Source organism: Streptomyces sp. NPDC059255 (assembly GCF_042752355.1).
Classification (GTDB): domain Bacteria; phylum Actinomycetota; class Actinomycetes; order Streptomycetales; family Streptomycetaceae; genus Streptomyces.
In genome coordinates, this window is record NZ_JBHYZP010000026.1 from 59,787 (window position 1) to 77,985 (window position 18,199).

An 18,199-nucleotide genomic window follows, 5' to 3' on the forward strand; every position below is an offset into this window, starting at 1 on the left:
CCTGCGTATCCGCCGGTCCTCCGGAGCCGCTCCCCGCCAGGGTCTGTCGTTCCCTAGGTGAGCAGCGGCAGCACCTCCGTCCCCAGGCGCCGTACGTTCTCCTCCGTCGCGGCCAGATCGCCGGAGCCCTCCACGAGCAGCGCGAAGCGCCTGATGCCCGTACGCTCCGCCGTGGCCGCGAGCCGGTCCGCCGCCAGCCTCGGCGAGCCCACCGGGTGCAGGGCGCAGAGCAGTTCCGTGTACCCCAGCGGGTCGCGCATCGAACGCGCCCGGCCGTCGACCGTCACATGCGCGCCGAGCCCCTGGCGCAGCCAGCCGGGCATCGCCTTGACCAGCGTTTCCACCGCCCCGGCACGGGCGTCGGCGATCTGTGCCACGCCGGCCGACACATGCGGGGCACGCTCGATCTCGGCGGGAGGCAGGCCGCACGCGCGTGCGTGCGTGCGCCACAGGGCGACCATCTCCGCCTTCTCCTCGTCGCCGCAGTGCATGCCGAGCAGCATCGGGAGCCCGTGCCGGGCGGCCAGCCGTACGCTCCTGGGTGACGTACAGGCCATGATCGTCTCGGGTCCCCGGCCGGGGCGCGTCAGCTCGTCGGTGCGCGGTACGACGGGGACCTCACGGAAGGCGTACCGCTCCCCGGAGGCCGCCACCCGCGCCTCCCGCAGCCAGCGCAGCAGCAGCTCCAGGGCCTCCGGGAAGTCGCGCTCGTAGGCGCTCAGCCCCGTCCCGAAGACCTCCAGGTCGACCCAGGGGCCACCCCGTCCCACCCCGAGGGTGAAGCGCCCGCCGGAGAGGACATGGAGCAGCGCGGCCTGTTCGCCGAGCGCCACCGGATGCACGTTCGGCAACACGCTGACCGCCGTACCCACCCGGATGTGTCGCGTACGGCCGAGCAGCAGCGCGGCCAGCGTCACGGCCGACGGGCAGACGCCGTACGGCACGAAGTGGTGCTCGGCGAGCCAGACCGCGTCGAGCCCCGAATCCTCGGCCTGCTCCGCGGTGCGCACCGCCCGGTGCAGTGCTTCCCCCTGTCCCTGGCCCGGGAACTGGGCGGCCAGTACAAAAGCTCCAACACGCATCGCCTACTGCCTCCTTGCGGCCGACGCGACTCCCCCTACTGGCAACAACGCCTGACACGTGCCAAAGGCACGGCCGGACGCAAAACTCGTGCGATTGTCCGGTAAGTGGCTTCTGTGGAGGCGAGGTCCGGGCGTCTCGGAGGGCGTCTGCCCGGTGGAGCGGGCCGTAGGCTGGAATCGGTCCGTGCTGTCTGCCCCGTGAGGTGTCCCGTGTCCCCGCGTCGCAACCGCCCCCGAGGCGGCGAGAACCCGACCGACCGAGCCGCCGAGTCCGGCGACCGGTACGGCGGCTTCCAGCGATCGGAAACCTGGCAGGGCGAGAATTGGTCAGTTCGCCACGTGGCCGGGGCAAGTGCCGTGGGCAAGCGGTACCGCTGCCCGGGATGCGACCAGGAGATCCCCTCCGCCGTGGCCCACGTGGTCGCCTGGCCCGAGTACGGCGGCGTCGACGACCGGCGGCACTGGCACCAGTCCTGCTGGAACGCGAAGGACCGCCGCACCTCGCGGGTGCAGCGGTCCCGTAACGCGCCGAAGTACTAGACCGGGTCGGTGGAAGGGCTTACGCGTCGCGCCGGTCCAGTGAGAAGTACGCGCCCGCCATCGCGATCGCCGTCATCCCCAGGATGATCCACAGCGGGGTCCAGCCGTGCGGCCCCCGGCCGACGAAGGCGGTCCCGTAGAACTGGATGAGCTGGCTCGGGATCGAGTACGCGAACAGGAAATCCTGGACGCCCCTGAGCGACCTGGAGAACATGAACATCGCGAGGACGAGCGGCACCAGCACCAGGCCGACCATCACGGTGATCGCGCCCGCCGAGTGCTTGACCAGCGCGCCGACCGCCATCGAGAGCAGCCCGAGCAGCGACAGGTAGAGGCTGACGCCGACCGTCGCGCGGAGCCACTCGGAGGTGGCGGGCGCGGTCGCGTCGATGATCGTGGTCTGGAGCGCGGCGACGACCAGCGTGGTCAGGGTCGAGACGGTGAAGACCACGGCGAAGTAGACCAGCGCCTTGGCGGTGAGCACCCGGCCCCGGCTGGGGCAGGCGGTGAGCGTCGTACGGATCATGCCCGTGCCGTACTCGGAGGACATGGTCAGCACCCCGAGCGTCATCACGCAGAGTGAGCCGAGCAGCACCCCGAAGAAGCCGAGCGTGAGCACGTTCTCGCCGGTGGCGTCGACGTCGCCGCCACCGGCGTCCCGCGTGGCGGCGACGACCGCCGCCGCGAGCAGCCCGATGCCCACCATCAGCAGGATCATCACGCCGAGGGACCACATCGTGGACCGTACGGAGCGCAGCTTCGTCCACTCGGAGGCCAGGGCGTCGCCGAGGTGGGCCCGCCGCGCCGGGATCGGCGAGATGTACGGCACCGGCTGGTGCGGAACGTATCCCTGGGACGGGACGGTCTGCTGAGGGGCCTGGGGCTGCTGCGGCTGCTGGTACGGGGCCGGCGGAGTGGTCACTGGGTGTCCTCGCTGCTGTCGCGCTTCGGCATCGGCTCCGCGACGGGGGCCGCGACGTCCTGCTGGTACGGGTTCGGGGCGGGCGGCGGCGGGGGGAACCAGCCCTGCTGGGGCACCTCGGGGACCACCGGCGTCACGGCCCCGTGCTGACCCGGCACGGGAGCCCCGTACCCCTGCGGAGGCCCGTAGCCGGGCGGCTGGGGCGGCGGGACGAAGCCGGCGAGGGCGTCGGCCGTGGAGCGGTAGTCCACGGCGCTCTGCGTCAGCCGCATGTACGCCTCCTCCAGCGACGCCTGGTGCGGGGAGAGCTCCCAGAGCCGTACGTCCGCGCCGTGCGCCAGCTCGCTGATGCGGGGCAGCGGCAGCCCGGTGACCCGGAGCGCGCCGTCCGGCTCGGAGAGCACCTGGCCGCCCGCGCCGGTGAGCGCCGAGGTCAGCTTCTCCCGTTGCTCGGGCCCGTCGTCCTCCGGGGTGCGGACCCTGGCGAAGTCGGCCGAGTTGGCCGAAATGAAGTCCTTGACGCTCATGTCGGAGAGGAGCTGACCACGGCCGATCACGATGAGGTGGTCGGCGGTCACCGCCATCTCGCTCATGAGGTGCGAGGAGACGAAGACCGTACGGCCCTCGCTCGCGAGCTTCTTCATCAGATTGCGGACCCAGAGGATGCCCTCGGGGTCGAGACCGTTGACCGGCTCGTCGAAGAGCAGCACCTGAGGATCACCGAGGAGCGCCGCCGCGATACCCAGCCGCTGCCCCATACCGAGCGAGAAGCCCTTGGAGCGCTGCTTGGCGACGTCCTGGAGGCCGACGACGCCGAGGACCTCGTCGACCCTGGCCGCGGGGATCCCGGAGAGCTGGGCGAGCGAGAGGAGGTGGTTGCGCGCGCTGCGCCCGCCGTGCACGGCCTTGGCGTCGAGGAGCGCGCCGACGTGCCGGGGCGCGTTCGGGAGCTGCCGGAAGGGGTGGCCGCCGACCGTGACATGGCCGCTGGTGGGCCGGTCGAGGCCGAGGATCATCCGCATCGTCGTGGACTTGCCGGAGCCGTTGGGGCCCAGGAACCCGGTGACATGACCCGGTCGTACCTGGAAGGAAAGGTTGTACACGGCTGTCTTGGCGCCGTAGCGCTTCGTCAGGCCGACTGCCTCGATCATTCTTCCAGCCCCATCGACAGGTCAGGTCATCGGGGCAGTCGCCGGTCCGGGCCGAAGGCCCCCGTTTGAGTAAGGAGGATATCCACGCGTTGACGGTTCCGGCCAAGTCGTTCCGGCGGAGAGTCGGCCCGCCCCGGCGGCTCCTGCGCCCCGCCCCCCTACGCGTCGCGCTTCTTCAGTACCGCGTAGCCGCCCGCCAGCGCGGCCACCACCCACAGTGCCATGATCCCCAGCCCCTCCCACGGGCCGTACGGCGCCGCGGACGAGTTCACGGCGCCCGGTACCACCTGGGTGATCTGGCGTCCCGCCTGGTCGGGGAAGTAGCGGGCGACGGTCCTGGTGCCCGGGACGGCCGCCAGGATCTGCGAGACGAGGAAGAAGAACGGCATCAGGATGCCGAGCGAGAGGATCGAGCTGCGCAGCATCGCGGTGACCCCCATCGCGAAGAGCGCGATCAAGGTCATGTAGAGACCGCTGCCGATCACCGCGCGCAGGACGTCCGGCTCGCCGATGCCCGTGCCGTGCCTCCCCAGCAGTGCCTGGCCGAGGAAGAACGCCGCGAAGCCGGTGATCACCCCGACCACCAGGGCCAGTACCCCGGCGACCAGGATCTTGCAGAAGAGGAACGTGCCGCGCCGCGGCACGGCCGCCAGCGAACCGCGGATCATGCCCGAGCTGTACTCGGAGCCGACCACCAGCACCCCGAAGACCACCATCGCGAGCTGTCCGAGCACCATCCCGGAGAAGCTGGTGTACGTCGGGTCGAAGGCCGCCCGCTCCATCTCGGAGAGGGTGCCGAACTGGGAGTTCAGCACCGCCGAGAGCGCCCCGCCCAGGGCCACCGTCACGATGAGGGCGCTGATCAGCGTCCAGGTCGTGGAGGAGACGGTACGGATCTTGGTCCACTCGGAGCGGAGGACCGCGGGAACCGATGCCATGGTCAGGCCCCCTCGCCGGCCCCGCGGGAGTGGTACTCCACCGACTCCGCGGTCATCCGCATGAACGCTTCTTCGAGGGAGGCGCGCCGGTCGCTCAGCTCATGCAGCACGATCCCGTGCCGGGCGGCCAGCTCGCCCAGTTCCTCCGTCGTCGCCCCGTCGATCTCCAGCCCGCCGCCGCCCGCGTCGAGCGCCCGGAAACCCGCCCCGTGCAGCATGTCCTTCAACTCTTCACGCTGCGGGGAACGCACGCGCGCGTAACTCCGGGAATTCGCGTGGATGAAGTCCGCCATCGAGGTGTTCGCGAGCAGTCTGCCCTGCCCGATGACGATCAAGTGATCTGCGGTCAGGGCCATTTCACTCATCAGATGACTGGATACGAAGATCGTGCGTCCTTCATGTGCGAGCGCCTTCATAAGATTGCGGATCCAGTGGATTCCCTCGGGGTCCAGACCATTCACCGGCTCGTCGAACATCAAGATCTTCGGATCACCGAGCAGCGCCGCCGCGATACCGAGCCGCTGCCCCATCCCCAGGGAGAACCCCTTCGGTTTCCTCCGCGCCACCGCGGTCAGCCCGACCACGTCGAGGACCTCGGCGATCCGGCTCTCCGGGATGCGGTTGCTCTGCGCCAGGCAGCGGAGGTTGTTGGCGGCGCTGCGGCCCCCGTGCACGGACCTGGCCTCCAGCAGCGCCCCGATGTGCTTGAGCGGTTCCGCGAGCTCCCGGTAGTGCCTTCCGTCGATCCGGACCGAGCCGCCGGTCGGATTGTCCAGATCGAGCATCATCCGCATCGTGGTCGACTTGCCCGCCCCGTTGGGCCCGAGAAAGCCCGTCACCACCCCGGGCCGGACCTGGAAGGAGAGGTGATCGACCGCGACCTTGCGGCCGAAGTGCTTGGTCAGCCCCTCTACCTCGATCATGCGGCCAACCTAAGCGCGCACGAAGCCCCCCGCCACCGGAGTGACGGGGGGCTTCGTGCGATCGGGCCCGTACGCGGCGGGCCCGGGTGCTCAGCGCGACTGCTGCGCCGGGACCCCGCGGGAGATCGGCTCGTCGTCCGCCGGGGAACCGGCGGCGGCCACCGCGGCACCCGTCAGCGTCGCCAGCATCTCGCGGACGTTGGTGAGCTGGGCGTTGATCGAGTCGCGGCGGTTCGTGAGCGCCGCCAGCTCGCGCTCCGATTCGCTGCGGATCCGGTCGGCCTTGGCGTTCGCGTCCGCCACGATGTCCTCGGACTGACGCTGCGCCGTCTCGACGGTCTGACGGGCCCTGCGCTCCGCGTCCGTACGCAGCTTCTCGGCCTCCAGACGAAGCTGCTCGGCGCGGTGCTCGATCTCCGCCAGGCGCTTCTCGGCCTTCGCCTGACGGGACGCCAGGTCGCGCTCCGACTGCTCACGCCGCTTGGCGAGGTTCGTCTCGAAGTCCGCCGCGGCCTGGGCGGCCTTGGCACGGGTCTCCTCGAAGAGCGCGTCCGCCTCCTCGCGCTTGGACTGCGCGTCCTTCTGCGCGTCCGAACGCAGCGTCTGCGCGTCGCCCTTCGCCTTGTCGACGATACGGACGCCCTCGTCCTCGGCCTTCGCCTTGCGCTCGGTGGCGAACGCCTCGGCGTCGTTGCGCACCTGCTGGGCCGCCGACTCGGCGAGCTCACGGTGCTGTTCCGCCGCGCGACGGGCCTCCTCGCGCAGGTCCTTCGCCTCCTCCTCGGCGAGGCGGAGGATCTTCTCGACGCGGGCGCCGAGGCCGGCGTACGACGGCTCCGCGTCGCTGACCTGGGCCTGGGCGTTCTGCGTCTCAAGGTGGAGTTCCTCGATGCGCTTTTCGAGAGCGGTGATGCGGGCCAGTGCACTGTCACGGTCGGCGACGAGTTTGGTAATGCGGTCGTCCACCTGACCGCGGTCGTAACCACGCCGCACGAGCTCGAAGCCGAATGGGGAGGAAGTGTCGCTCATGGGGTTCCTGTCGAATGAGACCGGTGAGGTGATAGGGGGAATCCTAGGGGCCTAAGCGGCGTGTCATCGAGCCGATGCAGGTTTGATATGGAGAATGTCCAGCCTTTTGAGTGGCAAGTCGCCCCCCTGAGGCACTAACTGTCGGAAGACTTGCTACTCGAACGGGTGGTTCCGGCCGTAGCGCCCGCCTTGACGGGATTGTCCTTCCCGCCTCCTGACGGAGCCTCGAACGACTCCAGCGCCTCCAGCACATCCTGGACACGGGAGATCTCGGCCTGGATGTCCTCGCGCCTGCGCACCAGGACTTCCAGCTCGCGTTTGCCCTCGTCCACCATCTGTTTCGCCTCCGAGGCCGCCTCGGCGCGCAGTTGCTCGGCCTCCCTGACCAAGGTGGCCTTCTTCTGCTCGGCCTCCTTGAGCAGCCCCTCCGCCTTGCGCACCGCCGAGATCCGGACCGAACTCGCCTCCGAATTGGCGTCCGCGACCAGCTCCTTGGCCTTCTGCTCGGCCTCGGCGCGCTGCTCGTCGGCGGCCTTCATCAGCTTGTCGACGCGCTCGCCCGCCGTCCTGAGCTGCTCGGACGTCTCGCGTCGCGCCCGCTCGTGGAGTTGCTCGATCTCGTTCTCGACGCGCCGGCGCAGCTCCTCGCCCCGCTCCCGGATCGCCGTCGCGTCCCGGCGCGCCCCGACCAGCAGCTCGTTCGCATCCGAACGGGCCTGCTCCACCAGGGAGTTGCCGTCGACCGTCGCGTCCGAGGTGATCCGGGCCGCCTCCTTGCGGGCCGCGCCCACCAGCGCGTCGGCCTGCTTCTCGGCCTCGGTGGCGGCGCGCAGCCCCTCCTCCTGGGCCTTGTTGATGAGCTGGTCCGCCTGCTCGGCCGCGTCGGAACGGCGCTTCGCCGCGTCCTTGCGCGCCTCGTCCAGCAGCCAGTCCGTCTCCTCCTGCGCCTCGTTCCTGACCCGCTCGGCCGTGGCCTCGCTCTCCCGCTTGTGCTGCTCCGCCTCGGCGCGCATCCGCTGCGCCGCCTGCTGCGCGGCGCCCACCGTCTCCGCGGCCTCCGCGCGCATCCGCTCGGCCTCGCCCGATGCCTCACCGATGAGCCGGTCGGCCTGCCCGGCCGCGTCGCTCCGCATCCGGTTGGCGTCCTCGCGGGCCTCGGCGCGGCTGCGGGACGCGTCCTGCTCCGCCGCCGCCAGCGCGTCCGACGCCTCCGTCCGTACCCGCTGCGCGTACTCGGCGGTGTCGGCGCGCATCCGCTCCGCCTCGCCGATCGCGTCGCCCACCGTGCGCTCGGCGAGCGCCTGCGCGGCCTCCGACTCCTCCTGGGAGCGGGTACGGAGCCGGTGCGCCTCCTCGGCGGCCCGCTCGCGCTCCGCGTAGGCCTCCGCGCGGACCCGCTCCGACTCCTCGCGCGTCTCCGCCCTGAGCTGGTCCGCGGCCTGCTCGGCGGCGACCCGCTGCGCCAGGATCTCCTGCTCGGCCTGGTCGTGCAGCCCCGCGACCGCGTCCCGTACCTGCTGGGCGGTCTGCTCCGCGGCGGCCACCAGTTCCGTGGCGCGGTAGTCGGCCTCGCCGACCAGCCGCTGCGCCTCGGTGCCCGCGTCCTCGACGCGTTTACGGGCCGACGCGAGCAGCTCCTCGCTCTGCTCGCGGGCGCGCTCGCGCTCCTGCTCCGCCTCCGCGCGGGCGCCCGACAGGGTCTCCTCGGCCTCGCGGCGCCGGCGGCTCGCCTCCTCCTGCGCGGCGGCGAGCGCCTCGGCGGCCTCGGCGCCGACCCGCTCCGCGGCGGCGCCCGCCTCCGCCCTGATCCGGTCGGCGGTCTCCTGCGCCTCGGTCCTGAGCCGCTCCGCCTCCGTGGCGGCCTCCGTACGCAGCCGTACCGCCGCGTTCTCCGCCTCGGCGCGGGACTCCGAGGCGTCCTGGGCCGCCTGGGTGCGCAGCCGCTCCGCCTCCTCCTCGGCCTGCGCCTGGAGCGTACGGCTGCGCTCCGCGGTCTCGGCGCGCAGCCGCTCGGCCTCCTCGGCCGCCTCACGGCGGATCCGCTCGCTCTCGGCGCGCGCGTCGGCCAGCGCCTCCTCGGCGGACGCGAAGCGCTGCTCGGCCTCGGTGTGCAGCCGGGTCAGCTCGCCGGCCGCCTCGGCCTTGCGCGCCTCGACACCCCGCTCGGCCTCCTCGCGCAGCTCCGTGGCGGCCTGCTCGGCGGCGGCCCGCATCACCTCGGCGAGGTCCTCGCCCTCCTCGCGCAGCCGCTCCGCCTCGGCGCGGGTGCGCTCCAGGGTCTCCTCGGCCTGGCGGCGCAGCGTCGAGGCGCGCTCGATGGCCTCGGTGCGTACCCGCTCGCTCTCGGTCGTCGCCCCGTTGCGTACGTCGTCGGCGTCGGCCTTCGCCTTCGTCAGCAGTTCCTCGGCGGACCTGGCCGCCTCCTCGATCTGCTGGACGGCCTCCCTGCGGGCCTCGCCGCGGATCCGCTCGCCCTCGGCGACCGCGTCGGCCCTGAGCTGCTCGGCCTCGCCGCGCAGCCGGCGCGCCTCCTCCTGGAGCTCGACCGTCTTGGCGCGGTACTCCTTCGTGTCGTCCTTGGCCGCGCCCTTGAGCTGGTCGGCCTGCTCGGCCGCCTCGCCGCGCAGCCGGTCCGCCTCGGCCTCCGCCTCGCGGCGGATCCGGTCGGCCTCCTCGCTCGCCGAGCGGGTGGTGGCCTGCGCGTCGTCGGACGCCTTCGTCAGGACCTCTTCGGCGGTACGGGCCGCCTTGGCGAGCTGGGCCGCGGTGTCCTCCGCGGCGACCGTACGGGCCTTCTCGGCGGCCTCCGCGACCAGCTTCTCGCCCTCGGCGCGGGCGTCGGCGAGGGCCTGCTCGGCCTCCGCCTTCGTGGCCTCGGCCTCCTTGGTCGCCTCGTTGACCAGCCGGGCGATCTCGGACTTGGCCGTACGGGTGCGCTGCTCGTTCTGCGACTCGGCGCCCGACAGCCGCTTGGCCGCGGTCTCCTTCGCCTCCGTGACGACCTTGTCGGCCTCGGCGCGGGCCTCCCGCATCCGCTCGTCGGCGGCCTGCATCCGCTGCTCGGCGGCGCGGCTCAGCTCGGTGGCCTGCTGGCGGGCCTGGTCGGCCTCGGCGGTGGTGGAGGTGCGGAGCTGCTCGGCGTGGCTGCTGGCCTCCTGCGCCTGCGTGGACGCGGCGTTCAGCATCCGCTCGGCGTCCCTGCGGGCCCGCAGCAGCAGCGCCTCGGCCTCGGACCGGGCCGACTCGGCCTCGGAACCCAGCCGGCGCCGCGCCTCGTCGGCGACCCGCGCGGCCTCCGCGCGCGCCGCGGCGAGCGACTGCTCGGCCTCGGCGCGTGACTCGTCCATCAGCCGCCTGGCCTGGGCCTCCGTACGGGCGCGGAGCTGCTCGGCCCAGGCGACGTTCTCGTTGACGTGGGACTCGACGGTCTGCCGGCGCTCCGCCAGTTCCTGGTCGAGCCGCTGGCGCCGCTGGACGGCCTCCGTGTGCAGCTCGGCCTGGAGCCGCGCCTGGTGCTCGGCGTGTTCCTGGAGGATGCGCTGCGTCTGGGCGCGCGCCTCCCGCAGTTCGCGCTCGGCCTCCTGGCGCATCTGCTCGGCCTGCATCTGGGCGTTCCGCAGATGCTGTTCGGCCTGGTACCCGAGGTCGCCGCTGTCGTACGAGGACGAAGGACGGGTCGCCAGAGCGCGCCGTGCCTCGTGGAGCTTGGCGCGCAACACCTCGACCTGGTAACCGAGGTCCTCGGCGTGCTGGACGGCCTTCTCCCGCGCGGTCTTCAGCCGGTCCATCTCGGCTTCGAACCGCGAGAGGTGGTCGTCCTCAGCTCGGTGGCCCTGCTGGCTTTCGTAGCCCCGCACTGCGCGGTCCCATCCGTCCCCTGGTCGCAACTGCCCTATTGGGCACCGTTCTCGGCGAACGGACCCCCGGGGGAATGGTGACAGATAGACGACAGGGGCGCGGCCCCGGCCCGGCCCCGGCCCGGAAGCGCCACTCTACCGGGCCGGGAATCCTTAAGGTCAGTGCTCCGGGCGGGAGGTGACCAGTTCTGTGAGTACACCGTGGCAGTCCTTGGGGTGGAGGAAGGTGATGCGCGACCCCATCGAGCCGGTGCGCGGCTCGTCGTAGAGGACCCGTACGCCCTTGTCGCGCACGGCCTGGGCGTCCCCGTCCACGTCCGCGGTCCCGAACGCGATGTGATGGACGCCCTCCCCGTTCTTCGCCAGCCACTTGCCGACGGGTGAGTCCTCCCGGACGGGTTCGAGGAGCTGAAGGTACGAAGCCCCGCCGTCGGAGGTCTCGTTGATCTTGAGCATGGCCTCGCGTACGCCCTGCTCCTCGTTGACCTCGGTGTGGAAGACCTCGAAGCCGTAGGTGGCCCGGTAGAACTCGACCGTCGCGTCGAGGTCGAAACAGGCGATTCCGATGTGGTCGATTCGCGTCAGCATGATGACAGTGCAGCGGTGCGGGGGTGATTACGCAACGTGCGCGCGATCACACGCGCCGCCGGGTGACCCGAAGGTATGCGGCTCAGTACATTTGAAGTGAACCGTCGTTCACACGACTGTCCGCTCGTTTCCTTCCCCCTCCTTCCGTCCTCTCCCGCAAGCTCCCTCCTCACACCGCACGCAGCCGCACACAAAAGGGGATCGCGTCCCATGTCTGGAACGAACACCACCACCTCCGTGATCGTCGCCGGCGCCCGTACCCCCATGGGACGGCTCCTCGGCTCGCTCAAGACCTTCTCCGGCGCCGACCTGGGCGGATTCGCCATCAAGGCCGCCCTGGAGCGGGCCGGTATCGGCGGCGACCAGGTGCAGTACGTGATCATGGGCCAGGTGCTCCAGGCCGGCGCGGGGCAGATCCCCGCCCGCCAGGCCGCCGTCAAGGCCGGCATCCCGATGGACGTTCCCGCGCTCACCGTCAACAAGGTCTGCCTCTCCGGGCTCGACGCGATCGCGCTGGCCGACCAGCTCATCCGCGCGGGCGAGTTCGACATCGTCGTCGCGGGTGGCCAGGAATCGATGACGAACGCGCCACACCTGCTGACCAAGTCCCGCGAAGGCCACAAGTACGGTGCCATCGAGATGCTCGACTCGATGGCGTACGACGGGCTGACCGACTCCTTCGAGTCCATCGCCATGGGGGAGTCCACGGAGAAGCACAACACCCGCCTCGGTATCGCCCGCGCCCCGCAGGACGAGTTCGCCGCGCTCTCCCACCAGCGGGCCGCCGCCGCCCAGAAGAACGGCGTGTTCGATGCCGAGATCACCCCGGTGGAGATCCCGCAGCGCAAGGGCGAACCGGTGCTCTTCTCGCAGGACGAGGGGATCCGCGCCGAGACCACCGTGGAGTCGCTGGCCCGGCTGCGCCCCGCGTTCGCGAAGGACGGCACGATCACGGCGGGCACCTCCTCGCAGATCTCCGACGGCGCGGCCGCGGTCGTCGTCATGAGCCGGGCGAAGGCCGAGGAGCTGGGCCTGGAGTGGCTGGCCGAGATCGGCGCGCACGGCAATGTCGCGGGCCCGGACAACTCCCTCCAGTCCCAGCCGTCGAACGCGATCTGGCACGCCCTGGAGAAGTCCGGTCTCGGCGTGGACGAGCTGGACCTCATCGAGATCAACGAGGCGTTCGCGGCGGTCGCCGTGCAGTCGATGAAGGACCTCGGGGTGTCCCCGGAAAAGGTGAACGTGAACGGCGGCGCGATCGCCCTCGGCCACCCGATCGGGATGTCGGGCGCCCGGCTCGTCCTCCACCTGGCGCTGGAGCTGAAGCGGCGCGGCGGCGGCACCGGCGCGGCGGCGCTGTGCGGGGGCGGCGGCCAGGGGGACGCGCTGATCGTCAGCGTGCCGCGCCGTTGACGGGACGCGGGCCGTACGCGGACGAGCCCTACCCGAACGAGCCTTACCCGAACGAGCGTGACCTGAACGGGCCTGACCCGAACAGGCCTGACCCGAACGGGCCACGTGTCGGCCGGCCGTACCGGAGAACGACAGGAACGGAGCTGTGATGCAGGACGTCCCCGGACTGGTGGCTCAGGCACGCGAGGGCCGGCCGCGAGCCGTGGCCCGGCTGATCTCTCTCGTCGAGGGGGCGTCCCCGCAGCTCCGCGAGGTGATGGCGGCGCTGGCCCCGCTCGCGGGCAACGCGTACGTCATCGGCCTGACCGGATCGCCGGGCGTCGGCAAGTCGACCTCGACCTCGGCACTGGTCTCCGCGTACCGCCGGGCGGGCCGGCGGGTCGCCGTACTGGCGGTCGACCCCTCCTCCCCGTTCTCCGGCGGCGCGCTCCTCGGCGACCGGGTCCGGATGTCCGAGCACGCCTCCGACCCCGGTGTCTACATCCGCTCGATGGCGACCCGCGGCCATCTCGGCGGGCTGGCCTGGGCGGCCCCGCAGGCGATCCGGGTGCTGGACGCGGCGGGGTGCGACGTGATCATCGTGGAGACCGTGGGGGTCGGCCAGTCGGAGGTCGAGATCGCCTCGCAGGCCGACACCTCGGTGGTGCTGCTCGCGCCCGGCATGGGCGACGGGATCCAGGCGGCCAAGGCGGGGATCCTGGAGATCGGCGACGTGTACGTGGTCAACAAGGCGGACCGCGACGGGGCCGACGCCACGGCCCGCGAGCTCAACCACATGCTGGGCCTCGGCGAGTCCCGGGGCCCCGGCGACTGGCGCCCGCCGATCGTGAAGACCGTCGCCGCGCGGGGCGAGGGCATCGACGAGGTGGTGGAGGCGCTGGAGAAGCACCGCGCCTGGATGGAGGAGCACGGCGTCCTCGCCGAGCGCCGGGCCCGCCGCGCGGCCCACGAGGTGGAGACCATCGCGGTCACCGCGCTGCGCAGGCGCATCGGCGACCTGCACGGCGACCGGCGCCTGGACGCGCTGGCCGAGCGCATCGTGGCGGGGGAGCTGGACCCGTACACGGCGGCGGACGAACTGGTCGCGGGGATCACCTCGTAACCCGGCCCGCCCGGTGTGCCCGGCCCTTCCGGTGCGTCCGGCCCGCCCGTCCGGCCCATCGGCCGGCTTCGGCCGACTCCCCGTCAACCGAAGCCGGCCGATGCCGGCCGTCGTCGGATGACGCCGGCCGACTCCCGATGACGTCAGTCGGCGTCAGCCGGCGTCAGTCGGTGTCAGTCGGCGTCCCGGTCATCGTCGCGGTCCACCGTCACCTTGCCGGTCGTCGAGTTGACGTTCAGTTCGTGCGTACGGCCGTCCTTGCCGCGTACGTCGACCTCCCAGGGCCCGCCCCGGTCGTCGTCCAGCTCCGCCGAGGTCACCGTTCCGGGTACGGAGGCGAGCGCGGCGGTCATCGCCCGCCGGACGTCGACCGTGGCGGCGCGCAGGGCCGCGCGGTCGTCGCTGTCGTCATCGTCATCATCGTCGTCGGGAACCACTCGGACCGTCCCCGTCGCCGCGTCGATCCGCAGCTCCAGCCAGCGGCCGTTCTCGGCGAGCAGATCGACCTCCCACCGGTCGGCGGCACCGGCCGCCACGTCGTCGTCCGCCTCCACCGAGGACACCGCACCCGGATGCGCCGCGAGCGCCACCGCGACGGCCTGGGCCGCGGAGAGGTCCGGCCGGGGCGCGGTCGGCGCGGGGGCCGGTGCCGCGGTCGCCGTCCGCGTCGGGGCGGGGGCCGGCGAGGAGTCGTCGTCCGCGCCGCCGCCCCGGCCGCCGCGGTCGTCCCCGGGGTCGTCCGACGCGCTGTCCGAGGGCGACGGCGTCGCGGTGACCACCGGCAGTACCGGTGCCGCGTCGTCGCTCCCGCGGTCGCTGCTCAGGGCGACCGCGGCCGTGTACGTACCCCCGCCGATCAGGGCCGCCGCGGTGATCGCTGCGATGACGATGTTGCGCTTCATGAGGAGGGCCTCCCGAGTCGGTCCGTGTCGAACGCCTTCAATCTGCCGTACGGAACCTGAAGCCAGGCTGAAGTCAGCTGAAGTGATCTTCAGGTTCCGTTTGCGAAGCTGTGCGCATGCGCCTGTTGATCGTGGAGGACGAGAAGCGGCTCGCGGTGTCACTCGCCAAGGGCCTGACCGCAGAGGGATTCGCCGTCGATGTCGTCCACGACGGCCTCGAAGGGCTGCACCGCGCCGGTGAGGGCGTCTACGACCTGGTCGTCCTCGACATCATGCTGCCGGGCATGAACGGCTACCGGGTCTGCGCCGCCCTGCGCGCCGCCGGCCACGACGTACCGATCCTGATGCTCACGGCGAAGGACGGCGAGTACGACGAGGCGGAGGGGCTCGACACGGGCGCCGACGACTACCTGACCAAGCCGTTCTCCTACGTCGTCCTCGTCGCCCGGGTCAAGGCGCTGCTGCGCCGCCGCGGTACGGCCGGTGCCTCGCCCGTGCTGCGCATCGGCGCCCTCAGCGTCGACACGGCCGCGCGCCGGGTCTTCCGCGACGGTACGGAAGTGGCGCTCACCGCCAAGGAGTTCGCCGTACTGGAGCAACTGGCGGTACGGGCCGGGCAGGTCGTCGGCAAGCCGGAGATCCTGGAGCACGTCTGGGACTTCGCCTACGAGGGCGATCCCAACATCATCGAGGTCTACGTCAGCGCGCTGCGCCGCAAGCTCGGCGCCGCGTCCATCCAGACGGTGCGCGGCGCCGGATACCGGCTGGTCGCGCGGTGAGCGGCCGCTTCTCGTCGGTACGCGCCAAGGCGTCGCTCGGCGCGACCGCCGTCGTCGCGGTGGCGCTGGTGGCCGCGGGCGTCGCCGTCCTGCTCTCGCTGCGCGTGAACCTCACCGGCCAGGCGGAGCGCGCCGGGGACCGGGCGGCGCGCGAGGTCGCCCTGGACATCGCGGCCCGGGCCCCCGACCGGACCCCGTACGCCAAGCTGGAGCTGCCGGACGCCGAGGACAGCCCCGTACTGGTGACCGACGAGGACGGGCGGCTGCTCACCCTCAGCGAGGGGCTGCAGCGGATCAGCGGCTCCGGTGTCCCCGCGGTCGACACGGCGCGGTCGGCACCGGATCCGGCGGGGACCGCGCGCACGGGTGGCTCCGGCAGCTCCGATGATGACGACGATTCCGACGATGACGGCGGCGACGACCACGGCGGCGGGAAGGGCGGGGACGACGACCCCGCCGTGGGGGAGATCGACGACACCACGGCGTACAGCGACGGGAGCGCGACGGTCGAGGGCACGGCGGGCGACTACCGCTTCGCGACGGTCGAGGCCACCGACCGCACCGGCCGGACGGTCGTGGTGCACGCGGGCGCGACCCTCGCCGACCGGCAGAGCGCGGTCAACACGACCGCCGTCGCGATGCTGCTGGGCCTGCCGGTCCTGCTGCTGGTCGTCGGGGGAGTGACCTGGCTGGTCACGCGGCGCGCGCTGCGGCCGGTGGAGGGCATCCGGAGCGAGATGGCGGCCATCACCGCCTCCGAGGACCTGTCGCGGCGGGTACCCGAACCCGCCACCCGGGACGAGGTGGCCCGGCTGGCCCGGACCACCAACGAGACACTGACCGCGCTGGAGGCCGCGGTGGAACGGCAGCGCCGCTTCGTCGCGGACGCCTCGCACGAACTGCGCAGCCCCATCGCCTCCCTGCGCACCCAGCTCGAAGTGGGGCACGCGCACCCGGGGTTGCTGGACGTGCCGGGCGCGGTCGCGGACACCGTACGGCTCCAGCAACTCGCCGGGGACCTGCTGATGCTGGCGCGGCTGGACGCGGGGGAGCGGCCGGGGCGTACCAGGACCGACCTGGGCGCGCTGGTCCGCGAGGAGGTCTCACAGCGGGCGGCGGACCGCTTCCCGGTCGCCGTGCGGGCCCGGGAGGGGTTCGACGTGGTGGGTTCGCGCGGTCAGCTGGCGCGGGTGCTCGGTAATCTCCTCGACAACGCCCAGCGGCACGCGGCCGGTTCGGTCGAGACCTCGGTGCGCCGGGTGGGCGCCTGGGTGGTGCTCGCGGTCGCCGACGACGGCGCCGGGGTGCCGGAGGCGGAGCGCGAGCGGATCTTCGAACGGTTCGTCCGGCTCGACGACGCCCGCAGCCGTGACGACGGCGGGGCCGGTCTCGGGCTGGCCATCGCCCGCGATGTGGCCGAGCGGCACGGCGGCACCCTCACCGTCGGCCGGGCGCCGTCCGGCGGCGCCCTCTTCGAGCTCCGGCTGCCCGCCGTGACCGGCCCCGGCGAGGCCGGCGCGTAGGCCCCGTCGCACGCCGGGGACAGGGACGCGGGCGGCGGACGGGGCCGGGGGCGGCTCCCGCGGGCTCAGATCTTGCCGCGCCGGCCGCGGAGCTGTTCCGCGACCGGGGCCAGCGACGTCCGCAGCTCCGCCAGCGCCTCCGGTGAGAGCAGATCGATGAAGTGGCGCCGTACGGACTCGACATGGTGCGGGGCGACCCGCTGCATCGTCTCCATGCCCTGGTCGGTCAGGACCGCGAAGAGCCCGCGCCGGTCGGACTCGCAGTTCTCCCTGCGCACCAGCCCCGCGTTCTCCATCCGGGTGATCTGGTGGGAGAGCCGGCTCTTGGACTGGAGGGTGATGGCGGCGAGATCGCTCATCCGCATGCGCCGCTCCGCCGACTCCGAGAGATTGACCAGGATCTCGTAGTCGTTCATGGTCAGTCCGAACGGCTGGAGATCCTTCTCCAGCTGGTGCGTCAGCAGCTTGCTGACATCCAGGTGGGTGCGCCAGGCGCACTGCTCCGCATCGCTCAGCCAGCGGGTGGCCGTCTCGGTCTCCATGTAATCGATTCTACCTAAGAAGTTGAATTCTGGACGAAATATAAGAGGGGTGGTACGTGTGACGCCAGGCACCCGGAGCGCCGCGCGGACGCACCGCAGGAGGGGCGCACGCGTTCGACGTCACACTCCGCAGACTACCGCTCACAGACCGAAGCGGCGCTGGAGATCACCAAGTCCTCCCTGTCCGGGGGAATGGCCGCCGCCGGGCACCCCCTGCTCCGGGGGTGCCGCACCCGTCGGCTGCTCCGCCATCAGCGTCTCCGTCGACTGCAGCAGCACCGTACCGGCCCCCACGAACTCGAATTGATGCTCCTCACCCGAGACGCCCCCGATCCCCGTCAGCGAGCGGATGCCGCCGAGCACACCGGACATATAGCCATGATCGTAATGGTGGCAGGGGGAGGGGCAGTCCGCCCAGCCGACCAGTGCCTGCGGATCCACCCGCAGCGGCGGCTCCATGAAGACCACCGGCCCGTTGGACGCCGCCACGAACTTCCCCGTCCCGATCAGGGTCAGAAAGCCCGGCACGATCGACTGCTTGAGCGCCAGCGACGGCTGGTACGCCAGCAGATTCCCCGAACGGATCGTCAGATTGCCTTCCTCCAGGTCGAAGGAGTTGACGTCGAAGGCGCGGTCGGCGAGCAGCATCTTCCCGCTGCCCTCCGCGACCACCCAGTCCGCCGCGTGCAGCGGCGAGTGGAAGCTGCTGCGCACCAGCGGCTCGAAGCGGCCGTGGCCGATCCCGTCGAAGTTGATCTGCCCGTAGTAGGCGATCATCTTGCCCTTCTGGAGGAACCACTGGCTCCCCTTCAACTCCACACAGAAGATGTACGCGTTGACGTTGTCGTCGCTCGGCAGCGTCACCGGATCAAAAGTCCCCTCGGGCCCAGGGGCCCTGGGGATACCCC

General features: G+C 72.0%; 16 protein-coding genes. 5 read left to right on the forward strand and 11 right to left on the reverse strand.

Annotation, left to right across the window (positions count from 1 at the left end):
* Window positions 1-53: 53 nt before the first annotated feature.
* Window positions 54-1,082: an LLM class flavin-dependent oxidoreductase gene (locus tag ACFXKG_RS26730; RefSeq protein ID WP_384844069.1), complete on the reverse strand. Its 1,029-nt coding sequence runs from the start codon at window positions 1,080-1,082 to the stop codon at window positions 54-56.
* Window positions 1,083-1,292: 210 nt separating this feature from the next.
* On the opposite strand from ACFXKG_RS26730, the gene ACFXKG_RS26735 reads away from it, so the two are divergent.
* On the forward strand, window positions 1,293-1,622 hold the full coding sequence (locus ACFXKG_RS26735) for an ATP/GTP-binding protein (RefSeq protein WP_365811414.1): 330 nt from the start codon (window positions 1,293-1,295) through the stop codon (window positions 1,620-1,622).
* A gap of 19 nt (window positions 1,623-1,641) precedes the next feature.
* Here the strand turns inward: ACFXKG_RS26735 and ACFXKG_RS26740 are convergent, their stop codons facing one another.
* The 7 genes from ACFXKG_RS26740 to mce all read right to left on the reverse strand — a co-directional run bounded on the left by ACFXKG_RS26740 (window position 1,642) and on the right by mce (window position 11,030).
* A complete protein-coding gene (locus ACFXKG_RS26740) occupies window positions 1,642-2,544 on the reverse strand; it encodes an ABC transporter permease subunit (RefSeq protein ID WP_384844072.1) in 903 nt (300 codons plus the stop codon).
* Entirely contained in the window at window positions 2,541-3,695 is a 1,155-nt protein-coding gene (locus tag ACFXKG_RS26745) for an ABC transporter ATP-binding protein (protein ID WP_384844074.1), read from the reverse strand. Before ACFXKG_RS26745 ends, ACFXKG_RS26740 begins: the two co-directional genes overlap by 4 nt.
* Before the next feature lie 158 nt (window positions 3,696-3,853).
* Window positions 3,854-4,633 carry an ABC transporter permease subunit gene (locus tag ACFXKG_RS26750; protein WP_384844077.1) on the reverse strand — a complete coding sequence of 260 codons (780 nt, stop codon included), beginning with the start codon at window positions 4,631-4,633 and terminating at the stop codon, window positions 3,854-3,856.
* A gap of 2 nt (window positions 4,634-4,635) precedes the next feature.
* Window positions 4,636-5,556, reverse strand: coding sequence for an ABC transporter ATP-binding protein (locus ACFXKG_RS26755; protein ID WP_384844080.1), 921 nt, complete (start codon window positions 5,554-5,556; stop codon window positions 4,636-4,638).
* 90 nt (window positions 5,557-5,646) lie between these two features.
* Window positions 5,647-6,585: a cellulose-binding protein gene (locus ACFXKG_RS26760; RefSeq protein ID WP_384844083.1), complete on the reverse strand. Its 939-nt coding sequence runs from the start codon at window positions 6,583-6,585 to the stop codon at window positions 5,647-5,649.
* A 134-nt stretch (window positions 6,586-6,719) separates the two neighbouring features.
* The gene (scy, locus tag ACFXKG_RS26765; protein WP_384844086.1) at window positions 6,720-10,442 is read right to left on the reverse strand and encodes a polarized growth protein Scy; all 3,723 of its coding nucleotides are present in this window, start codon (window positions 10,440-10,442) and stop codon (window positions 6,720-6,722) included.
* A 159-nt stretch (window positions 10,443-10,601) separates the two neighbouring features.
* The gene (gene mce, locus ACFXKG_RS26770) at window positions 10,602-11,030 is read right to left on the reverse strand and encodes a methylmalonyl-CoA epimerase (protein ID WP_365811426.1); all 429 of its coding nucleotides are present in this window, start codon (window positions 11,028-11,030) and stop codon (window positions 10,602-10,604) included.
* A gap of 210 nt (window positions 11,031-11,240) precedes the next feature.
* Here mce and ACFXKG_RS26775 point away from each other — a divergent pair, with 210 nt between their 5' ends.
* Both ACFXKG_RS26775 and meaB read left to right on the forward strand, forming a co-directional pair.
* On the forward strand, window positions 11,241-12,443 hold the full coding sequence (locus ACFXKG_RS26775) for an acetyl-CoA C-acetyltransferase (protein WP_384844090.1): 1,203 nt from the start codon (window positions 11,241-11,243) through the stop codon (window positions 12,441-12,443).
* A 148-nt stretch (window positions 12,444-12,591) separates the two neighbouring features.
* A complete protein-coding gene (meaB, locus tag ACFXKG_RS26780; RefSeq protein ID WP_382892845.1) occupies window positions 12,592-13,545 on the forward strand; it encodes a methylmalonyl Co-A mutase-associated GTPase MeaB in 954 nt (317 codons plus the stop codon).
* 173 nt (window positions 13,546-13,718) lie between these two features.
* Here meaB and ACFXKG_RS26785 read toward each other — a convergent pair whose 3' ends face one another.
* Window positions 13,719-14,447 carry a PepSY domain-containing protein gene (locus tag ACFXKG_RS26785; RefSeq protein ID WP_384844095.1) on the reverse strand — a complete coding sequence of 243 codons (729 nt, stop codon included), beginning with the start codon at window positions 14,445-14,447 and terminating at the stop codon, window positions 13,719-13,721.
* A gap of 116 nt (window positions 14,448-14,563) precedes the next feature.
* Between ACFXKG_RS26785 and ACFXKG_RS26790 the strand changes: the two genes are divergently transcribed.
* Together ACFXKG_RS26790 and ACFXKG_RS26795 are read left to right on the forward strand one after the other, a co-directional pair.
* Window positions 14,564-15,226 (forward strand): response regulator transcription factor, encoded by a 663-nt coding sequence (locus tag ACFXKG_RS26790; protein ID WP_365811433.1) that lies wholly within the window; start codon window positions 14,564-14,566, stop codon window positions 15,224-15,226.
* On the forward strand, window positions 15,223-16,749 hold the full coding sequence (locus ACFXKG_RS26795) for a sensor histidine kinase (protein ID WP_384844099.1): 1,527 nt from the start codon (window positions 15,223-15,225) through the stop codon (window positions 16,747-16,749). Before ACFXKG_RS26790 ends, ACFXKG_RS26795 begins: the two co-directional genes overlap by 4 nt.
* Before the next feature lie 65 nt (window positions 16,750-16,814).
* Here the strand turns inward: ACFXKG_RS26795 and ACFXKG_RS26800 are convergent, their stop codons facing one another.
* Both ACFXKG_RS26800 and ACFXKG_RS26805 read right to left on the reverse strand, forming a co-directional pair.
* Window positions 16,815-17,291 (reverse strand): MarR family winged helix-turn-helix transcriptional regulator, encoded by a 477-nt coding sequence (locus ACFXKG_RS26800; protein ID WP_384844103.1) that lies wholly within the window; start codon window positions 17,289-17,291, stop codon window positions 16,815-16,817.
* Window positions 17,292-17,432: 141 nt separating this feature from the next.
* Complete coding sequence (locus ACFXKG_RS26805; protein ID WP_384844265.1) at window positions 17,433-18,194, reverse strand: AIM24 family protein; 762 nt, start codon at window positions 18,192-18,194, stop codon at window positions 17,433-17,435.
* Window positions 18,195-18,199: the final 5 nt, after the last annotated feature.